Raw genomic sequence first — 19,690 nt, forward strand, 5'->3', positions numbered from 1 at the left:
CTCCCTCAATTGGCGGCGTTGAGCGCGGACCAGACCTTTTGCGGGGTCGCCGGCATCGTCAGGTCGTTGTTGCCGATCGCGTCGGTGATGGCGTTCATCAGCGCCGGCGGCGAACCGATAGCGCCCGCCTCGCCGCAGCCCTTGATCCCCAGCGGATTGGATGGGCACGGCGTGTTCTGGTGCGACAGCTTGAACGAGGGCAGGTCATCTGCGCGCGGCATGGCGTAATCCATGTAGCTCGCGGTGATCAGCTGGCCGTTCTGCGGATCGTAGTGGACATTTTCGAGCAGGGCCTGGCCGACCCCTTGCGCGATGCCGCCATGCACCTGGCCTTCGACGATCATCGGATTGATGATATTGCCGAAATCGTCGGCGGCGACGAACTGGACGATCTCGGTCTTGCCGGTTTCCGGGTCGACCTCGACCTCGCAGATATAGCATCCGGCCGGGAAGGTGAAATTGGAGGGATCGTAGAAGGCCCCTTCCTTCAGGCCCGGTTCCATGCCCGGCGGCAGATTGTGGGCGGTATAGGCGGCCAGCGCCACCTGGAACCAGGGCAATGTCTTGTCGGTGCCCGCCACCTTCAGCTCGCCATTCTCGATGACGATGTCGCTTTCGTCGGCCTCCATCAGATGGGCGGCGATCTTCTTGGCCTTGGCCTCCACCTTGTCCAGCGCCTTGACGACCGCCGACATCCCAACGGCGCCGGAGCGTGAACCATAGGTGCCCATGCCCATCTGCACCTTGTCGGTATCGCCGTGGACGATGTTGACATTGTCGATCGGAATGCCGAACCGATCGGCGATCAGCTGGGCAAAGGTCGTCTCGTGGCCCTGGCCATGGCTGTGCGAGCCGGTCATCACCTCGATCGTGCCGACCGCATTGACCCGCACTTCGGCCGATTCCCACAGGCCGACGCCGGCGCCGAGCGAGCCGACCGCCGCCGACGGCGCAATGCCGCAGGCCTCGATATAGCAGCTCATGCCGATACCACGTTTCATGCCACGCCCCGCCGCCTCCGCCTTGCGGGCGGCAAAGCCGTTCCAGTCGGCGCTCGCCATCGCCGCCTCCAGCGATGCCTCGTAGTCGCCGGCATCGTAGTTCATGATCACCGGCGTCTGGTAGGGGAAGGTCCGGACAAAATTCTTTCGCCTGAGTTCAGCCGGAGACACGCCCAGTTCGCGGGCCGCCGTCTCCATGGTGCGCTCAAGCAGATAGGTCGCCTCCGGCCGGCCGGCACCGCGATAGGCATCGACCGGAACCGTATTGGTATAGACCGTGCGGACATTGGCGTGGATCGCTGGAATAGCATATTGGCCGGACAGCAGCGTCGCATAGAGATAGGTCGGTACGGCCGACGAAAACAGCGACATATAGGCGCCGAGATTGGCGATCGTATCGACCTTCAGCCCGATGATGCGATGATCCCGGTCGAAGGCCATCTTCACCGTCGAGACATGGTCGCGGCCATGGGCATCGGTGAGAAAAGCCTCGGTGCGGTCGCAGGTCCATTTCACCGGAACGCCGGTCTTCTTCGACGCCCAGAGACAGACGATTTCCTCCGGATAGATATAGATCTTCGAGCCGAAGCCGCCGCCGACATCCGGCGCGATCACCCGCAGCTTGTTTTCCGGCGCGACATTGTAGAAGGCGCTCATCACCAGTCGTGCCACATGCGGGTTCTGGCTGGTCGTGTAGCAGGTATAGTGATCCTCGGCGCTGTCGTAGATGCCGAGCGTCGCCCGCGGCTCCATCGGATTGGGAGCAAGCCGGTTGTTGCGGAGGGTTATTTCCGTCACATGCGCCGCTTCGCCGATCGCCTTGTCAGTGGCAGCACCATCGCCGATCTGCCAGTCGAAGATCAGATTGTTCGGCGCCTCCGGGTGCAGTTGCGGCTGGCCCGCCTCCAGCGCCTGGAGCGCCTCAGTCACCGCCGGCAGCACTTCGTAATCGACCACAACGGCTTCGGCCGCATCGCGCGCCTCGCCGAGGCTGTCGGCAACGACGATGGCCACGGCATCGCCGACATAGCGCACGGTTTCATGCGCCAGCGGCCGCCAGGCGCCCATCTTCATGGGCGAGCCGTCCTTCGAATGGATCATCCAGCCGCAGATGATGTTGCCGATGGCATCGGCCTGCAATTGCTTGCCTTCCAGAATACCGATGACACCCGGCATGTCGCTGGCCGCCGACAGGTCGATGCTTTTGATGCGGGCATGGGCATGGGGGCTGCGGACGAAGAACGCATATTTCATCCCCGGAACGCTCATATCGTCCGTGTAGCGGCCCTTGCCGGTCAGAAACCGCTTGTCTTCCTTACGCGCAACGCTTGCGCCAATGCCTTCGACACCCATGCGTCATCTCCTCCCGGTGGAATAGCAAATAGTGGTGGTAGTGAGTAGTGAGTAGTGAGTAGTGAGTAGTGAGTAGTGAGTAGTTGATAGCGGCAGCAGGGCGGGCGGGATTTCCTGGCATCTACCAGGTCTTCCACTAATTCCTGCTCACTATTCACTACTCACTTCCTCACTCAGCTGCCTGTGGCACGGCGCGCATTTCCTGCGCGGCGGCCAAGATCGATTTGACGATATTGTGATAGCCGGTGCATCGACAGATATTGCCGTCGAGTTCCGCGCGCACCGTCGCCTCATCGAGATTGGCGCCATGCCGACGGATCATGTCGTCGGCGGTCATCACCATGCCCGGCGTGCAGAAGCCGCATTGCAGGCCATGATTGGCCTTGAAGGCCGCCTGGACCGGATGAAGCTCGCCGTCCTTCGCCATTCCCTCGATGGTGGTGATCGAAGACCCCGCCGCCTGGGCTGCAAGAATGGTGCAGCTTTTCACCGACCGGCCATCCATATGCACGACGCAGGCGCCGCATTGGGTGGTGTCGCAGCCGACATGGGTTCCGGTGAGCGCCAGGTTTTCGCGAAGGAAATGCACGAGAAGCGTGCGATCCTCGCAATCGCTGCCGACCTGCCGGCCATTGACCGTCATTTTCACTTTTGCCATCTCGCTCCTCCAAGATTGGTCTTGCCAATGCGAGCGGCTGTCGGGCAGGTAAACTCGTTCCGCGACAGAACCGCGTCAACTCTTTATGCCTCTGCCGCGAAAACCCTCCTCAAGGCATCGCGGCCCCGCCATCATTTGATTTTTTTCTCATCCCCGCAACCGCTACTTTCAATTCCTGCAAAAAATCTCGCCGCCTGTGACGCGGGGAACAGCGCTTTCAGCTTCCGTTCAGCTTCAATGGGCTTGTCTTGCGAAGAAGATGAATTGCGGCATATCTGTGTGGACTTTCACAGGCGGCCATTTATCTTTCGAGTGCAAGTTCGACCGGAGGGGGCCTCATGTCCATCTTCCATATTCGGGGAAACGGACGGCGGAGATTTGAGTTCTCGCGTCCAGATTGGAGAACCAAATGAAAAAAGCTGTTGCGCTTATCCTACTCGCTCTGTCCGTCGCGAGTTGCACGCAGACTGAAAAGGGCGCCGGCATCGGCGCCGTCTCCGGCGCCATTATCGGCGGCGCAATCACCGGCGACGTGCGCGGTGCGGCCGTTGGTGCCGCAATCGGCGGTGTGTCCGGCGCCGTCATCGGCCATGTCTCGGAACAGCCGGGCCAGTGCTACTACCGCGACCGCTACGGCCGCCGCTATATCGACGATTGCCCGCGCTGATCCGCACAAGACAATGCCGGCGATGCGCTCGCAGCCGGAAAATTCTGCCCAGGCCCCGGAGCGATCCGGGGCCTTCTGTTTCCCGCGTGTCACACAGGCGAGCGTTTTTCGATAAAATCGCGCCCGCGCCTTCATCAACCGGCCAATGCTGTGTAGTGTCGCCGCCGATGAAGAACGAACTTGTCGTGGAATGGTGCTCCTGCCGTGTCGGTGGGCGGATTGCTGAAGTGGCCTGAACAGCGAATGCGGAAACGAATGCGTCTGCCGATCATGAGTGTTGCGTATCGCAGGGCCGGCGCCGCCTTTGCGGTTACCGTTCTCACCGCATGCGGAGCGCTGCTGCCCGCGACCGACGCCCACGCCTTCAAGATATTCGGCATGCGCTTCTTCGAAGGCGAGGAGGACACCACCCCCGTCGTCGATCCCGTCGAGTACAGCCTGACGCTGAGCGAAGGCACTGGCGACGACGAACTCAGGGAAACGCTGGAAAACAGCTCCCGCCTCTTCCAGGACAAGGACAGGCCGGTTTCCGGCGATCTCGGCCTTGTGATCCGGGCGCGCGACGACCGCGACCGTCTGCTGGCCGCCCTCTACGAACAGGCCCGCTATGGCGGCATCGTCGAGGTCCGGGTCAATGGCAGGGATATCGATACGCTGCCGCCCGATCCGGACTTTCCGGATGGCGCGCCGGTTCCCGTCGAAATCACCGTCACGCCTGGCCCCGTCTTCAACCTCGACGATGTCGTCCTCAAGGGAGACGCGGTCGGACGAAGGCCGGAGGAATATCTGAAGACCGGGGAACCGGCCAAATCCACCCTCATCATCAAGGCCGGCGAAAAGGTCGTCGAGGATCTCAAGGAAGAGGGCCGGCCGCTTGCCCGCCTGACCGAGCGTACCGCCGTCGCAGACCATGCCACGGACGAAGTGGATGTCACCATCGCCGCTGAAGGTGGACCGATCGCGCCGGTGGGGGCGGTAACCGTCGTCGGCACCCGGACCGTCGATCCATTGTTCGTCGCCGATTATTCGCGCCTCAACAATGGCCAGCCCTATTCGCCCGAGGATCTGCGCAAGGCCTCCGAGCGGCTGCGCCAGCTCGGCGTCTTTTCCAGCATCACCATCAAGGAAGACGATCGCCTGGCGCCGGACGGCAGCATCCCGATGACCATCGAGGTCTCGGAAGGCAAGCATCGCTATTTCGGGGCCGGCGCCCAATATTCGACCACCGACGGCTTCGGAATCCAGGGCTATTGGGGCCACCGCAATCTCTTCGGCCGGGCCGAATCGCTGCGCCTGGAAGGATCGGTAAGCCGGATCGGCGAGACCACGGATGTCGGCGATCTCGATTATTCGGCAGGCCTGCTCTTTACCAAGCCGGGCGCCTTTGGTCCGACCACCGCCTTCAATGCCAGCCTGAAGGCCCAGCTTCTCGATCCCGATGCCTACAAGGCGACGATCTTTACCGGCGCGGCCGGTGTCACCCTCGAACTGTCTGATTTCGACACGCTCTCGGCCGGCGGGGAGGTCCAGTGGGCGGATGTCGAGGATGCCTTCGGCAACAATGAATATCTGACCGCGTCGATCCCGATCGAATATGTCCGCGACACCCGCGACAACAAGCTGAACGCGACCGAAGGCTACCGCGCCTCGATCAATGCCAAGCCGAGCTACGAGATCAACGGCGAGACCTTCTTCAGCTCGTTCGAGGGTTCGGCGGCCGTCTACTACGGCTTCGGCGAGGAGGACCGCTTCGTGCTCGCCGGTCGGCTTGGCGCGGGCGTTCTCGTCGGCGGCAGCGGCCTTGCCTCCATTCCCGCCAATCGGCGCTTCTATCTCGGCGGCGGCGGCACCGTGCGCGGCTATTCCTATCAGGAAATCAGCCCGCGCAACGATGACAACGACATTCTTGGGGGCCGTTCCTATGTCAGCGCGACGGTCGAGGCGCGTATCGGCATCACCGAAAAGATCGGTCTCGTACCCTTCGTCGATATCGGAACCGTCTCCGCCAAGACCGCGCCGGACTTTTCCGATATCCGCGCCGGCGCCGGCCTCGGCCTGCGCTACAATACGCCGTTCGGGCCGATCCGGCTGGATGTCGCGCTGCCGCTCAACGCCTATCCGGGCGGCACGCGCTACGGCATCTATGCCGGCATCGGCCAGTCTTTCTGAGGGCACGGCGACCGTCCGAAGCCGCCTGGCAGGCCGGCTTCGGAGACCATCAATTCCGCCGCAACGCAATCTGCGCTATGGATGAAGCATGAATCATTTGCTCTCTTTTCTGAAAACCGCGCTGCGTTGGCTTGCCTATGGGCTGGGATTCGGCCTCGTCGCCGTCTTGCTTTTCGTTCTCTTTGCCGGCTTCACCGCGCCCGGCGCGCGCCTTGTGGCAGTGCTCATCGAGAAATATGCCTCGACGCCGGACCAGATCGTCCGCATCAACGATCCGAGCGCCCTCCTGACCGGTGATTTTACCGCCTCCAGCGTCACGCTGTTCGACAGCAAGGGCATCTATGCGGAAATCCGCGACGTCGCCATCGACTGGTCGCCGACCGCACTTTTCTCCTCCCGCTTCGACGCCTCGTCGCTGGCAGCCGGATCGGTTCGCCTGGAACGGCTGCCTATCCCCTCGCAGGAAACCCGGGAGGTCCGCCAGACCTTCGCGCTGCCGCTCGATATCAGGATAGACGCCTTCGACCTGAAGGAGATCGTCATCGGCAAAGACATTGCCGGCGCGGACCAGTTCCTGAGCGCGCAGGGCAAGTTCGACGCCACCAATGCCAGCATCGCCGCCGCCCTCGCCGTCGCCCAGCGCGACCGGCCCGACGCCAAGACGATCGCTGATATCATCTTCGATCCGGCCGCCAATGCACTGAAACTGGAGGCCGAAATCGACGAGCCGAAGGGCGGGTTGCTCGCCAAGGCCATGCGCCTGCCGGGCGAGCCGGCCGTCAGCGCCAAAGTGACGGGAGAAGGTCCGCTCTCCAACTGGAGCGGCACCGCGACCGCCGCCCTCGATGGCGATGAAATCCTGAAACTGGACGGCCGCCATACACTTGCCTCGGACGGACAGCGCAGCCTCTCGCTGAAGGGTGGCGGAACCTTCAGCGGCCTCCTGCCCGCCGCCTTCAGGCCCCTGTTCGATGGCACGACGGAGATTGACCTTGCTGCCGCCTTCGAGGGCGGCAAGTCCATTCGCATAGAGAAGGGCCGGCTTTCGACCGGCGCCCTGGAGCTATCGGCCTCCGGCACCTACAGCACTTCAGGCGTAAACGACCTGCAGGCACGCCTCGCCGGCAAGAACGGCCCGATCGATTTCCGCCTGCCGCTGGAAAAGGGCGAGGCACAACTGGCAATCAATTCCGCCAGCGCCTCGCTGATCGGCGATGCCCGGAGCACGGTTCTCGACATCGGCGCCGAGATCGGCAGGGCGGTGCTTCCGCAGGGCGAGATCGACGTGATCACGCTCCATGCCTTCAGCGACGCCTTCAATCTCTCGACGCGCACCGGGTTGCTGCAGACCACCCTATCGACCGGCGCCACGCGCTTCGTCGATGCCAATATCGACCGGCTGGTCAAAGGCCCGGTCACGCTTGCCGGCACGCTCTCGCTAACCCCGGAAACCGTCTCCTTCGATCCGGTGACCTTGGAGAGCGCCAGTATCGGCGGCACGCTGACCGGCGCTTACACATTGGCGGAAGGCACGGTCGCAACCGCCTTCAAGATTTTCGGCATGCCCGCCATCCTGCCGCCTGCGCTGGCATCGAAATTCGATACGACCATCGCGCTCGATGGCAAGCTCTCCACCGGCACCGACGGCACCGTCGCGGTAAGCGATCTTACCCTCACCTCCGGAACGATCGAGGCTGCCGGTTCGGCAACGCTCGAAACGGGCAATCTGACGGCGGCCGTCACCGGCACCGTGCCGCAGATCGGAAAATTTTTGGAGAACGCCAGTGGCGCGGCGGCCTTCAGCGTCGATATCGACGGACCGCTGGAGGCGCTCGGCGTCAAGGCGGAAGTGACCGCCAGCGACGCGACGCTGGCCGGCCGCAGCCTCAACGACCTCTCGGTCAATGCCGATGGCGTCATCGGCCAGAACGGGCCGACCGCCACGCTGACCGCCACCGGAACACTGGACGGCCAGGCGATCGACGCCAGGGCCGAGATCGCCTCGGCAAAGGGCACGATGAGCCTGCCGTCGCTCGAGGCAACGATCGGCCAGAACGTGCTGAGGGGGTCGCTGGATTTCACCGAGGATTTCCAGCCGAACGGATCGCTGGCCTTCAACCTCCCAAATATCGGTCTGCTTGCCGCATTGGCCGGCCAGACCGCATCCGGCGATCTCGCAGGCTCGGCCAGCATCGCCACCGAAAATGGCATCACCTCGGTCGCGATCAAAGCAAATGGCGCCACGCTCCAGCGCGGTGACCTCGTCATCACCAAGCCCGCCGCCGATCTCACCATCGCCGATCTGCAAGCCCTTGCCGTCAAAGGCAGCGTCACCGCCGCGTCCATTGCGCAAGGCAATGCGAAACTCGCCGGACTGACGCTCGGCTTCGACCGGCAGGGCGCCGCCACGAAATTCTCCCTCGACGGCAGCTATGACGATGCCCCGCTCCTGGCGCGAGGCGCCCTGGAAATAGCAGCAGGAAAGACGGTGATCGATCTCGATGCCTTTTCGGCAGCACCGAGCAAGGCCCCGCTCGAACTTGCCGCGCCCGCAAGGATCGTCATCGGCGATGGCGCGGTCAGTCTCGATCAACTGACGATCGCCGCTTCCGGCGGCACGGTAACACTCAATGGCAGCGCCGGACAGACGCTCGACCTCACCGCCGAATTCACCGCTCTGGACAATCGCCTGCCGCTCGCCGGCGGCGAGGCCCGCATCCGTCTCGACACCGGCACTCTCTCGGTAAAGGGCGATCTCCAGTCGGCCATTCTCGACCTTGAGGCACGGATCGGCGAATTGTCGCTGCCGCAGGGACGCGCCGGGGCGATCGAACTTTCCGCCCATGGCGACGCCTTCAACCTGACAACCCGTTCCGGAAAGATCGCGACCACCGTCAAGGCCGGCGCGACGCAGCTGAACAATGCCGATCTCGACAGGCTCGTCAAAGGGCCGCTCGAGATCGCCACCACGCTCGACATCTCGCCGGACGCCATCCGCTTCGATCCCCTCACCCTTGCCAGCGTCAATCTCGACGGCACGCTTTCCGGCGCGTTCACCCTTGCCGGCAATTCGCTGAACACTCTCTTCACGCTCACCGCCCGCCCCGAGGCGCTCCCCGCCGCCATCGCCCCGAAATTCGATGCACCGGTGGAGATCAGCGGCAAGCTCACAACCGGACCGGAAGGCGCTGTCGATGTCACGGATTTGAAAGTGGCGTCGGGCACGGTGATGGCTGCGGGTACTGTTGCGCTGAAAGCGGAAAACCTGACCGCCGCGCTGACCGGCACCCTGCCCGATCTTGGCAAGGTCCTGTCCGATGCCAGCGGCCAGGCGAGCTTCGAGATCGACGCCACCGGGCCGCTCGACAACCTTGCCGTCAAGGCTGAGCTTGCGTCCAGCGGCGCCACACTTGCCGGCCGGACGCTGAGCGACCTGCAATTGACGGCGGACGCGACAGCCAACCCCAAGAGCCCGCAAGCCAAGATCGTCGCCACCGGCGCGCTCGACGGTCAGGCAATCAATGTGAAGGTCGATCTCGTTTCCACTGAGGGGCGCACGAGCGTGCCGGTTCTCGATGTGCGGATCGGCGAAAACACCCTGAACGGCGCGTTTGAATTCACCAGCGATTTTCTGCCGAAAGGGTCGATCTCCTTCGACTTCCCCGATGTGGCGCTGCTGGCCGCAATGGCCGGCGAAAAAGCCTCCGGCGATCTCGCCGGCTCGGCAACCATAGCAAGCGACGGCGGCCAGACCTCCCTCGCCCTGAAGGCAAGCGGCTCCGGCATCAGGCGCGGCGACTTCGTCATCACCCGACCGGTCGCCGATATCACCATCGCCGACCTCAAGGCGCTGGCCGTCAAGGGCAATTTGTCGGTCGAGACATTCGCGTCGGGGCAGAACCGCGTCAGCGACCTGAAGCTCGATTTCGCCCAGCAGGCTGAGACGACCGATGTGACGCTCGACGGCACCTATGACGGCGCGCCGCTTTCCCTGCGCGCTGCCATCCGCACCGGTGCCGGCAAGACTGTGGTCGATCTCCAGTCCTTTTCCGCCGCACCACGGAAAATACCGGTGAAGCTGTCGGCTCCGACGACCATTTCCATCACCAACGGAACGGTCAGCATCGAGGGACTGGCCATCGCCGCATCCGGCGGTTCGATCACCGCGACCGGGACGATCGGCGAAAGACTGGATATCGACGCCACCCTCAAGGCTCTTCCCGCCGAGCTGGCCAATGGTTTTGCGCCGGCTCTTGGCGCCGGTGGCTCCATCAGCGGCACGCTCGATGTGACGGGCAGTCCATCGGCTCCGGTCGTCGGCTATGATCTGCGCTGGGCCGATGCCATGGTGGCGCAAACCCGCTCCGCCGGCATTGGTTCGCTCGACATCGGCGCCAGGGGCAGGTTCGCCGATAACAGCGTGACGGTGGATACCACGATCAGCGGCGGCGGCGGCCTTTCCTTCACCGGCAACGGCAGGGTTGGCCTGGGCGGCGACAGGCCGATCGACATGAAACTTTCAGGCGACCTGCCCTTCGCACTGGCAGCCGGCCTGCTTTCACAGCAGGGCTTCACCCTGACCGGCGCCGCCGATGTCGATCTCTCGATCACCGGCTCCGCCTCGGCACCCAGGATCGCCGGAACGATCTCCACTGCGGGTGCCCGCTTCGTCGATGTCCGGCACAATCTGGCCCTCACCGGACTTGCCGGCACCGTCGTGCTGGATGGACAGACGGCAACCATCCGCAGCCTGTCGGGCAGGTTCGCCAGTGGCGGCTCCGTCACGGTCGGCGGCACGATCGGCATAGCTCCCGGTTCGGGCTACCCCGCCGATCTGACGATCCGCCTCGACAGCGCCACCTATGCCGATGGCAGCCTGTTCACCGCCAATCTCGACGGCACGCTGACGCTGACCGGCTCGCTTACCGCAACGCCGGTGTTGGGCGGAAAAGTCACCATCGAGCGGGCAGCGATCACCATACCGGAGAAACTTCCCGCCTCGCTGTCGGAGATCAACATCAAGCACAGGAACGCGCCGCCCGCCGTGCTGCGGATGCAGGCGAATATCCGCGGGGATACGCCGAGCAGCGGCGGCGCCAAGAGCGGCGGCATCGGCTTCGATCTGGCCGTTAGCGCACCGTCGCAATTGTTCGTGCGCGGTCGTGGCATCGATGCGGAGCTGGGCGGCGACCTGGTCATCCGGGGTACGGCGGCACAGCCGGTCGTTTCGGGCGCCTTCGAGATGCGTCGCGGGCGGCTGGAAATCCTCGGAAAACGCCTGAACTTTACCGAGGGCACGATCTCCTTCGGCGGAAATCTGACCCCGACGCTCGACCTCGACGCCACCTCTACCGCCGGCTCGACGACGATCACCGTCAATGTCGCCGGCCCCGCCAACAATCCGGCGGTCACCTTCAGTTCGTCGCCCGCCCTGCCGCAGGATGAAATCCTGGCACAGCTGATCTTCAACCGGTCGCTGTCCAGGCTCTCCGCCTTGCAGGTCGCGCAATTGGCAAGCGCCGTCAGCCAGCTTGCCGGCGGCGGCTCCAATTCGCTTCTCGACGGATTGCGCAACCAGCTCGGCGTCGACGATCTCGACATCTCCACCGACGCCACTGGCGGCGCCACGGTAACCGCCGGCAAATATCTGAACGACCGCACCTATCTGGAGCTGCAGTCCGGCTCGGAAGCCGGGGGCGGCAAGGCGATCATCAATCTCGATGTCGGCCGTGGCATAAAATTGCGCGGCGAAGCCGGCAGCGATGGTGCAGGCGGCGGCATCTTCTACGAAAAGGAATATTGACCCCGCAATTATGACGACCGGGTCAATAGGCGGCGTGTCAGAGCGCCGCCGAGATCTTGCTGGTCTTCAGGAGGATATTGGTTTCCGTCAGGTTGATGCCGTCGATCAGCCGGATGCGGCGCAGCGTCTCGTCGAAACTGCCAAGGTCCTTGTCCTCCAGCTCGGCGATGAAATCCCAGCGGCCATTGGTCGAATGCAGGGCCCGCACCTGCGGCAAGCCGCGCATCTGGGCGGCCACACGATCGGCCATCTTTCCATGAACCTCGATCATGACGATCGCCCGCACGCCGCTGCCGGCAAGCTCGGCGCCGGTGCGGATCGTGAAGGCGGCGATCGTGCCGGACGAAACCAGCCGGTCGATGCGCGCCGCCACCGTCGCCCGCGATGCCCCGGTCGAGGCGGCAAGCGAGGAGACCGGCGTGCGGGCATTGTGCCTGAGGGCACTGATCAGGGCATGGTCGAGATCATCCAGGCTTATCACAATGGCTATCCACGCTTCTCATAATGTCGATAATCACCGCCTATCTGCCAGTTTTCCATCTATTTGCCAACATCTGAAACCGCGATACTCCCGCCATAAACCGGGCAAACCGGCATCACGCACCTTGCGGGGAAATCCATGGCTGACAACAAGAAGAACATCGCGCTGATCGGCGCTCCGCTCGAAGAGGGCAGCGGCCGGCGCGGCGCGGCGATGGGGCCGATGGCCCTGCGCATCGCCGGCATCGACACGATCCTCGCCGCCCTTGGCCACAGCATCGCGGATGACGGCGACCTCGAACCCATTCCGGCCCGCGACCTTGCCAACCATCCCGGCGCCAACAATCTGCAGGTCGTGGCGGCGATGACCCGCGCGCTCGATGGTGCCGTTCATGACGCAGCCCGCAGCGGCAAGTTCCCGCTCATCCTTGGCGGTGATCACGCGCTCTCCATGGGTTCGGTCTCCGGCATGGCGCGTTATGCAGCCGAACAGGGACGCCCGCTTTTCGTGCTCTGGCTCGATGCGCACGCGGATTTCAATTCGCCGTCAACATCGCCCTCCGGCAATATGCACGGCATGCCCGTCGCCTTTTTCTGCGGCCAGGCGGAATTCGCGCCCATCCTCGATGCCAACCGCCCCTTTGTCGATCCGAAGCATGTTTTCCAGGTCGGCATCCGTTCGGTCGATGACCGCGAGCGCGAGGAAATTGCCGCGCATGGCGTCAATGTCTACGACATGCGCGCCATAGACGAGACCGGCATGGCCCATATCATGCACGAGATCATCGCCACCATCAAAGCGGCGAACGGCCTCCTGCATGTCAGCCTCGACGTCGATTTCCTCGATCCGGAACTCGCCCCCGGTGTCGGCACCACGGTGCCCGGCGGCGCCACCTTCCGCGAGGCGCATCTGATCATGGAACTGCTCTGCGACAGCGGCCTGGTGTCCTCGCTCGATCTCGTCGAACTCAATCCCTTCCTCGACGATCGCGGCAAGAGCGCCCGTATTCTGGTGGAACTGACCGCAAGCCTGTTCGGGCGCCGTGTCCTCGACCGCCCCACCCGCAGCGCCTGATCCCGCCCGAGCCACCGGAGAACCCGCATGAACACCACCAGTGCATTGATCGAGACCGAATACCGGTTGGGCGCCCATAATTACAAGCCAATCGACGTGGTGCTGTCGCGCGGCGAGGGCGTCTATGTCTGGGACCTCGACGGCAACCGTTATCTCGACTGCCTGTCGGCCTATTCCGCCGTCAACCAGGGGCACTGCCATCCAAGAATCCTCGAAGCGATGATGCAACAGGCCCAGAAGCTGACGCTGACCTCGCGCGCCTTCCGCAACGACCAGTTGGCGCATTTCTACGAGGAACTGGCGGCCCTCACCGGCAGCCACAAGATCCTGCCGATGAATTCGGGCGCGGAAGCCGTGGAAACCGCGTTGAAGGCGGTGCGCAAATGGGGCTATGAGGTCAAGGGCGTGGCGGAAGACAGCGCCGAGATCATCGTCTGCTCGAATAATTTCCACGGCCGCACCATGGGTATTGTCGGTTTCTCCACGGATCCGGACGCTCGCACGGGCTTCGGCCCCTTCGCGCCCGGTTTCAAGACCGTGCCCTTCGGCGATATCGAGGCCTTCCGCGCCGCGATCAACAACAACACCGTCGCCTTCCTGATCGAGCCGATTCAGGGCGAGGCCGGGGTGCTGATCCCGCCGCAGGGCTATTTCCCTGAGGTCCGCGCCCTCTGCTCCAGGCACGGCATCACGCTGATCCTCGATGAGATCCAGACCGGCCTTGGCCGTACCGGCAAGCTCCTGGCCGAAGAGCACGAGGGCATCGAAGCCGATGTGACGCTGATCGGCAAGGCGCTGTCCGGCGGCTTCTATCCGGTCTCGGCCGTACTTTCCAATTCCGAAGTGCTCGGCGTTCTGCAGCCTGGCCAGCATGGCTCGACATTCGGCGGCAATCCGCTCGCCTGTGCCATTGCCCGCGCCGCGCTGAAGGTTCTGACCGAGGAGGACATGATCGGAAATTCCGCCCGCATGGGCGACCGTTTCCAGACGGGCCTGAAGGATATCCGCTCCAATATCATCAAGGAGGTCCGCGGCCGCGGGCTGATGCTGGCGGTGGAACTGGTCCCGGAAGCCGGCGGCGCCCGCCAATATTGCGAAGCCCTGAAACAGCGCGGCATCCTTGCCAAGGATACCCATGGCGACACGATCCGCATCGCCCCGCCGCTGGTGATCACCGAAGGCCAGGTCGATTGGGCCGTCGAACAGTTCGCGGCCGTGCTTGCCTCAGCTTAATTTTCCCCTGCACCGGCCGGCGAAAGGCCGGTGCAACTTTGCCCGCGCTGAAAAAGCATCTCTTAACGATTTTTGATATAAGCTTCTTTTCGGGGCGCAAACGGCCATTCGCCGTGCATGACGCATCGCCCGGGCCCGGATGTAGCCGGCATTCCAGACACTCTATCTGACGTGGCAAGGCACGGGACAAAACGTTCCGATGCTGCATGCAGCGAAGGAACATCGTCGCGCTGCGCGGCAGAACGCCCGGCCGAAAGCCGCAACGGGAAGGAAAAGAAGATGACCACTGCATTGAAAATGGCGGGTTTCGACGGCGAGACGCTGGAGATCATCGCCTTTCGCCTTCACGATCAGGAATTCTGCGTCAAGACGACGACCATTCGCGAAATCCGCGGCTGGGCCCCCTCGACGCCGATCCCGCACTCGCCGGCCGAGGTTCTCGGCGTCATGAACCTGCGCGGCACCGTCATTCCAATCATCGACCTTGCCCACAAACTCGGCATGAAAAGCACGGTTGCCAACGAGCGCAGCGCCATCGTCGTCGCCGAAGTCCATAATATGGTCATCGGCCTCGTCGTCGACCGGGTATCCGATATTCTCACCGTGCAGGGCAACCAGGTGCAGCCGGTTCCGGAAATCACCACCTCCTTCGACAAGAGCTATGCCGAGGGCATCATCGCCAACGAGACCGGCATGATCTGCTTCCTCAATCTGGCCCGCATGTTCAAGGACCGCGAGATGGACGATATCGCCGCCTGAGCGCGCGAAATATCCGATCGAGGGCGGCCAAATGGCCGCCCTTTTCGTTTGCGCCACCGACTGCCCGGAGCGCGTACCTCCCAGCGGCGGAAGTTTCACGGCAAGCGCCTGCGGACGGAACAAAGCCTTCATCAAACGGTTATCCCGCAGTAACGTTTTCACGGAGGTTGTTTGTCATGGAAGTAATCGGCACGCAGGTGCTCCCGGAGCCTTCATCCGGCAGAATGACCGTCGAATTCGTCGGCGAAGGCGGCGATGTGATTTCCGTTCAGATGCAGAACACCGATGACAGCGATCTCAATCGCCTCAACGCCATCTCCAAGGCCAAGGCGCTGATGATGCAGGTTGCCACATTCCACGCAGAGGAAGACACCATGACCGACAACAGCAACAGCACAAAGGGCCAGCGCGGCGAAGAGTCGCCCGCGGTCGTTTCCTTGAGAAGCGCGCGCAAGGCCCGCGACGAAGGTACGCTCGAGGAAGAGCTCGATGCGGGCCTGGACGGTTCCTTTCCGGCAAGCGATCCGGTCTCCGCCACGGTCAGCACCATCCCGAGCGGGCGCACGGATACCGCGGAAGCCAAGAAGCAATAATACCTCACTCGATGAACCGCCCTCCAAGGGCGGTTCCCTTATGGATTGAAACGATCGCGCCCGACACCTTGACCCTTCGACAGCGCCAGACTACGTCCTACCCATGACAGAGCGCACCGATTTGCCAGAACCTGCCCGCCTGACGCTGGACAGGATTCGCGCCCGGTTGCGCCCGCTCTATCTGGGCACCAGCGCCCGCGCCATCCGTTTCCAGATCGGCATGGCGATCGTCGATCTCGCCATCATCGTGTTTTTCCTGGCCGGCCCATATTTCAGCGCAGGCAGCACCTATCTCGTCATCGACTATGTGATCGCCTTCCTGATCGCCTTCGAACTCGGCGCCCGCGCCCTGATGGCAACCACGATCAAGCGCTGGCTGATGCGGCCGATGACCTGGGTGGATTTCGCCATCCTTGCAACTTTGCTCTTTCCCGCGCAATTTTCCAATTTCGCCTTCCTGCGCGCCTTCCGCATCTGGTCGCTCGGCCAGAGCAAGGTCTTCGCGCTGCTGATCAAGCGGGCGGGATATGGCGAATGGGAAGATGTCATCCGGGCCTGCATCAACTTCTTGACCTTCCTGTTCCTGGTCACGGGCTTCGTCTACACGGCGTTCTTCTACCATCAGGCCGGCGTCGATGGTTTCGTCGATGCGCTCTATTTCACGGTCGCGACCGTGACCACGACGGGTTTTGGCGACATCATCCTGCCTGGCACGCTCGGCAAACTGACCTCGATCGTCACCATGATCTTCGGCATCTCGCTGTTCGTGCGACTCGCCCAGGCGATCGTACGGCCGCACAAGGTGGTCTTCCCCTGCCCGCAATGCGGCCTGCAGCGTCACGAGACCGACGCCGTGCATTGCAAGGCCTGCGGCCATGTCCTCAACATCCCCGACGAGGGCAGCTGACGCCTCCCGATCTGCCCAAATTTGGCATTCACAAGGCGCGGGACAGAATGCTAATATGCATCGGGGACAGGATCGAGGGGGATACAATGCCGCGCGTCGCACAGCTCTATTTTCGCACCGCCATCATTTTTCTGATCGTCGGCATTGCCATGGGCCTCACCATGGCGATCTCACATGATCACAGCGCGATCGGCGCCCATGCTCATGCCAATCTTCTGGGTTGGGCGACCATGGCCATTTTCGGCATCTATCACGCACTGAACCCCGCCAAGGCGGAACGACGGATCGCCTTGATCCAGTATGTGGTCTATACGGCCGGCGTCACCCTGATGGTACCGGCGCTCTATCTCATGCTGACGGGCAATCCTGCCATGGAGCCGGTCGTGGCGATCGCCTCGTTGATCACGGCCGCCGGCGTGCTGATGTTTGCGATGATCGTCTTCAGCAGCGAAACTGTCGCCGCCCGTCCGGCCGCCGCGCAATAGTCGCCTTCGAGCACCCTCATCCGACGGTTCGGCAACGGGCGGAGCTATTCCGACGCAAGCTCCGCTTGGCCACGGGGCGAACAGGAACAGCACCTCCCGTAGAAGCCACCCTGAACGGCCATGATATGGCGAACTGATCATGGCCTGGCCAAATCCGCTTCTTTCGATTTATACCTTGATAGCTTTGGTTTTCCTCGACAGGACCTATCGCGAGGGTAAGGCTGCGGGCGGGAATTGGGACGGAATGCGGCTGCTGGGGCTGGCTTTGTGCCTGTTTTGGCCGGCACTTGTCGGCTATATCGTCTTTGCAGCCTGGCGAGACCGGCGCGCAGGCCTTCCGGTGGAGGCCGGAAGCAGCTGCGGGATCGACGCAAAATGAAACGGACCACGGCGCAATCGGTCCCAGGCAGGGGAAAAGTCCGATGGGGAGCCGCGCAATTTGGGTTTTGGCATGAAGGATGAGCGGAGGCATCGGTCCGGAAAGGCATTTTTTCTTGCCGCCGTCGGACTGGTCTTCGCGGCGATCCTCGCCACCGTGCTGCTTGCCCGCGACCACCAAAACCTCGACCGCCTGCTTGCCTCGCTCGGCTATTCCATCGTTCCGGCGAAAAGCCGGCCGCCGGCGGACGAGGTGAAGATCACCCGCAGCAGAGGGGTCCGCCTGCCGCCGGCGCACTTTGTCTCACCCACTCATCTCTTTGCCGACCTCAAGGCCCCCGAGCAGAATTTCATCCGGCGAATCCGCAGCGACCCGGAGAAACTGTGCGAGCGGCTGGCCGATGGCGGCTTCGGCGAACTGGATTGGACGGTCAGCCGGGCCGACAGGGAGAAATGGGAATGTTCGTCCTTCATCGACATCGGTGAAGAGCCGGACACCCAATCCTCTGTGTTTATCTTCATCAAGGGCGACGAAGAGGATCGCGTCACTTCATTTCGCGTCAAGCTCAATATCGAAAACACGGCCGATACGATCAAGGTCGTCGACCTCGCCGGAAAAGCCGCCAATATCTTTCTGCAGCAGGTGCGCTGGGAAAATTCGAGCGACATCATCGGAAAAATCCACGCGCTCAAGGCTTTCGACATCAGCAGTTTCGGTAGCCGCATCCAGTTCAAGAGGGAATTCGGCGACACGCCGCGCTATAATTTCCTGGCCAACCAGATCGAAAAGCCCCGCGGCAAGACCCCGGCCGACTGGTTCTTCGACCGGACCAGATGGTTTCCACTGACCGATAGCGACGGCGTGCCGATGGTGGACGGCATGATGGCCGGCGAGAATCCGGACGGCTGGTCCCTGGCGCCCCCACCCGGTTCCGCGCCCTGACGGCGCCTGCTGGGGTAGCCCTTCGGCAACCTGCCCAAAAATGAACCATTCGGGACACGGCCGGATTAACCACAAGAAAAAACTGGGCGCTGATGCAGCTTGCCAAAGTCGATTATCTTTAATAAATCATTAATCACTAAAAAATGCTTTTGAACCAAAGAAATTTTTAAAGACACCCGCCCACGGGCAGCGACCAGAACAATAAAATTGTCCGGCGGCGGAAAAATATGATTTTCCGGGAAGAGGCCTGTGGCCGAATTCTCCAGATAATAATGATGCTTGCCATGGTTTGGATGGGCAGGCCTGCATTTTGTTATAGTGTCGGGAGTATTTGAAGAATGACCGAGAAAGTGATTTGGCACCGGCCGACGGTTGCCGGAAGCGGCAAGAACGGGCCGATCAGAACCCTCAACGATAACCTTTCCCCGCCAGGCAGGGACCGTCGGGCCGACGAAACGAATTTCTACATCAATCCGGCAGAAGCCCCCGCCCTTCCCATCCAGTTGAAGCTCAAGCGCGGTGTGGATATGTCCGGCGCCTTCTTCGGCCTTCTCGTCCTGTCGCCTGTCCTGCTGTTCATTGCCTTTCTGATCAAGTTCGAAAGCAGGGGGCCCGTCTTCTTCCGCCAGGTCCGCACCGGTCTCAACGAGGCGCCCTTCGAGATCTTGAAATTCCGCTCGATGTACACCGATCTCTGCGACAATAGCGGCCTGTGCCAGACGACCGACAAGGATCCCCGCATCACACCTCTGGGACGCATCCTGCGCCGGACCAATCTCGACGAACTGCCGCAATTGTGGAACGTGCTGGTCGGCGATATGTCGCTCGTCGGGCCGCGTCCGCACGTGCCCGACATGCTGGCCGCAGGCCGCAGCTATTGCGAACTTGTGCAGGGCTACGAATACCGCCACCTGATGCGGCCGGGGCTCACCGGCCTTGCCCAGGCGCGCGGGCTGCGTGGCCCGACCGGCCATCGCTGGATGGCGATCCGCCGCATCGTCTGCGATGTCGAATATGTCCGCAATTTCTCGCTGCTTCTCGACATGAAGATCATCCTGCGCACCGTCATCAACGAATTGAAGGGCGGCACCGGCCTCTGAGGGGACGATGCCGGCAGCGCATCACAAACATCCCGCTTTTGCAGCGATGACTGACAAAAAAGAACCGCCCGCGGATCTCTCCACGG

Annotated in this window: 14 protein-coding genes; 11 read left to right on the plus strand and 3 right to left on the minus strand. The window is 62.6% G+C overall.

Going from position 1 to position 19,690, the window contains the following annotated elements; all coding sequences use genetic code 11:
* Positions 1–5: 5 nt before the first annotated feature.
* The gene (locus ASD31_RS04085; RefSeq protein ID WP_056329784.1) at positions 6–2,354 is read right to left on the minus strand and encodes a xanthine dehydrogenase family protein molybdopterin-binding subunit; all 2,349 of its coding nucleotides are present in this window, start codon (positions 2,352–2,354) and stop codon (positions 6–8) included.
* A gap of 169 nt (positions 2,355–2,523) precedes the next feature.
* Complete coding sequence (locus tag ASD31_RS04090) at positions 2,524–3,012, minus strand: (2Fe-2S)-binding protein (protein ID WP_056329787.1); 489 nt, start codon at positions 3,010–3,012, stop codon at positions 2,524–2,526.
* Positions 3,013–3,421: 409 nt separating this feature from the next.
* Between ASD31_RS04090 and ASD31_RS04095 the strand changes: the two genes are divergently transcribed.
* From ASD31_RS04095 to ASD31_RS04105, 3 genes are all read left to right on the plus strand, one after another.
* Positions 3,422–3,679 (plus strand): YMGG-like glycine zipper-containing protein, encoded by a 258-nt coding sequence (locus ASD31_RS04095; protein WP_056329790.1) that lies wholly within the window; start codon positions 3,422–3,424, stop codon positions 3,677–3,679.
* A gap of 243 nt (positions 3,680–3,922) precedes the next feature.
* Positions 3,923–5,848, plus strand: coding sequence for an autotransporter assembly complex protein TamA (locus ASD31_RS04100; RefSeq protein ID WP_056329793.1), 1,926 nt, complete (start codon positions 3,923–3,925; stop codon positions 5,846–5,848).
* A gap of 88 nt (positions 5,849–5,936) precedes the next feature.
* Entirely contained in the window at positions 5,937–11,651 is a 5,715-nt protein-coding gene (locus ASD31_RS04105; RefSeq protein ID WP_056329796.1) for a translocation/assembly module TamB domain-containing protein, read from the plus strand.
* Between the two features lie 37 nt (positions 11,652–11,688).
* Here ASD31_RS04105 and ASD31_RS04110 read toward each other — a convergent pair whose 3' ends face one another.
* A complete protein-coding gene (locus ASD31_RS04110) occupies positions 11,689–12,123 on the minus strand; it encodes an Lrp/AsnC family transcriptional regulator (RefSeq protein WP_056330018.1) in 435 nt (144 codons plus the stop codon).
* Between the two features lie 147 nt (positions 12,124–12,270).
* Between ASD31_RS04110 and rocF the strand changes: the two genes are divergently transcribed.
* The 8 genes from rocF (at position 12,271) to ASD31_RS04155 (ending at position 19,604) form a co-directional block, all read left to right on the plus strand.
* Entirely contained in the window at positions 12,271–13,206 is a 936-nt protein-coding gene (gene rocF, locus ASD31_RS04115) for an arginase (RefSeq protein WP_056329799.1), read from the plus strand.
* Between the two features lie 27 nt (positions 13,207–13,233).
* The gene (rocD, locus tag ASD31_RS04120) at positions 13,234–14,439 is read left to right on the plus strand and encodes an ornithine--oxo-acid transaminase (RefSeq protein ID WP_056329802.1); all 1,206 of its coding nucleotides are present in this window, start codon (positions 13,234–13,236) and stop codon (positions 14,437–14,439) included.
* Positions 14,440–14,718: 279 nt separating this feature from the next.
* Entirely contained in the window at positions 14,719–15,198 is a 480-nt protein-coding gene (locus ASD31_RS04125; RefSeq protein ID WP_056329805.1) for a chemotaxis protein CheW, read from the plus strand.
* 176 nt (positions 15,199–15,374) lie between these two features.
* The gene (locus ASD31_RS04130) at positions 15,375–15,791 is read left to right on the plus strand and encodes a hypothetical protein (protein ID WP_056329808.1); all 417 of its coding nucleotides are present in this window, start codon (positions 15,375–15,377) and stop codon (positions 15,789–15,791) included.
* A 103-nt stretch (positions 15,792–15,894) separates the two neighbouring features.
* The gene (locus ASD31_RS04135) at positions 15,895–16,698 is read left to right on the plus strand and encodes a potassium channel family protein (protein ID WP_056329811.1); all 804 of its coding nucleotides are present in this window, start codon (positions 15,895–15,897) and stop codon (positions 16,696–16,698) included.
* An 86-nt stretch (positions 16,699–16,784) separates the two neighbouring features.
* Positions 16,785–17,183 carry a hypothetical protein gene (locus ASD31_RS04140; protein ID WP_056329815.1) on the plus strand — a complete coding sequence of 133 codons (399 nt, stop codon included), beginning with the start codon at positions 16,785–16,787 and terminating at the stop codon, positions 17,181–17,183.
* A gap of 451 nt (positions 17,184–17,634) precedes the next feature.
* A complete protein-coding gene (locus tag ASD31_RS04150; RefSeq protein WP_156392503.1) occupies positions 17,635–18,504 on the plus strand; it encodes a DUF6030 family protein in 870 nt (289 codons plus the stop codon).
* A 338-nt stretch (positions 18,505–18,842) separates the two neighbouring features.
* Positions 18,843–19,604, plus strand: a complete 762-nt coding sequence (locus ASD31_RS04155; RefSeq protein WP_082520403.1) for a sugar transferase — start codon at positions 18,843–18,845, stop codon at positions 19,602–19,604.
* Positions 19,605–19,690 lie beyond the last annotated feature (86 nt).

The sequence above is a fragment of the Rhizobium sp. Root482 genome, assembly GCF_001426565.1.
Taxonomy (GTDB): Bacteria; Pseudomonadota; Alphaproteobacteria; order Rhizobiales; family Rhizobiaceae; genus Pararhizobium.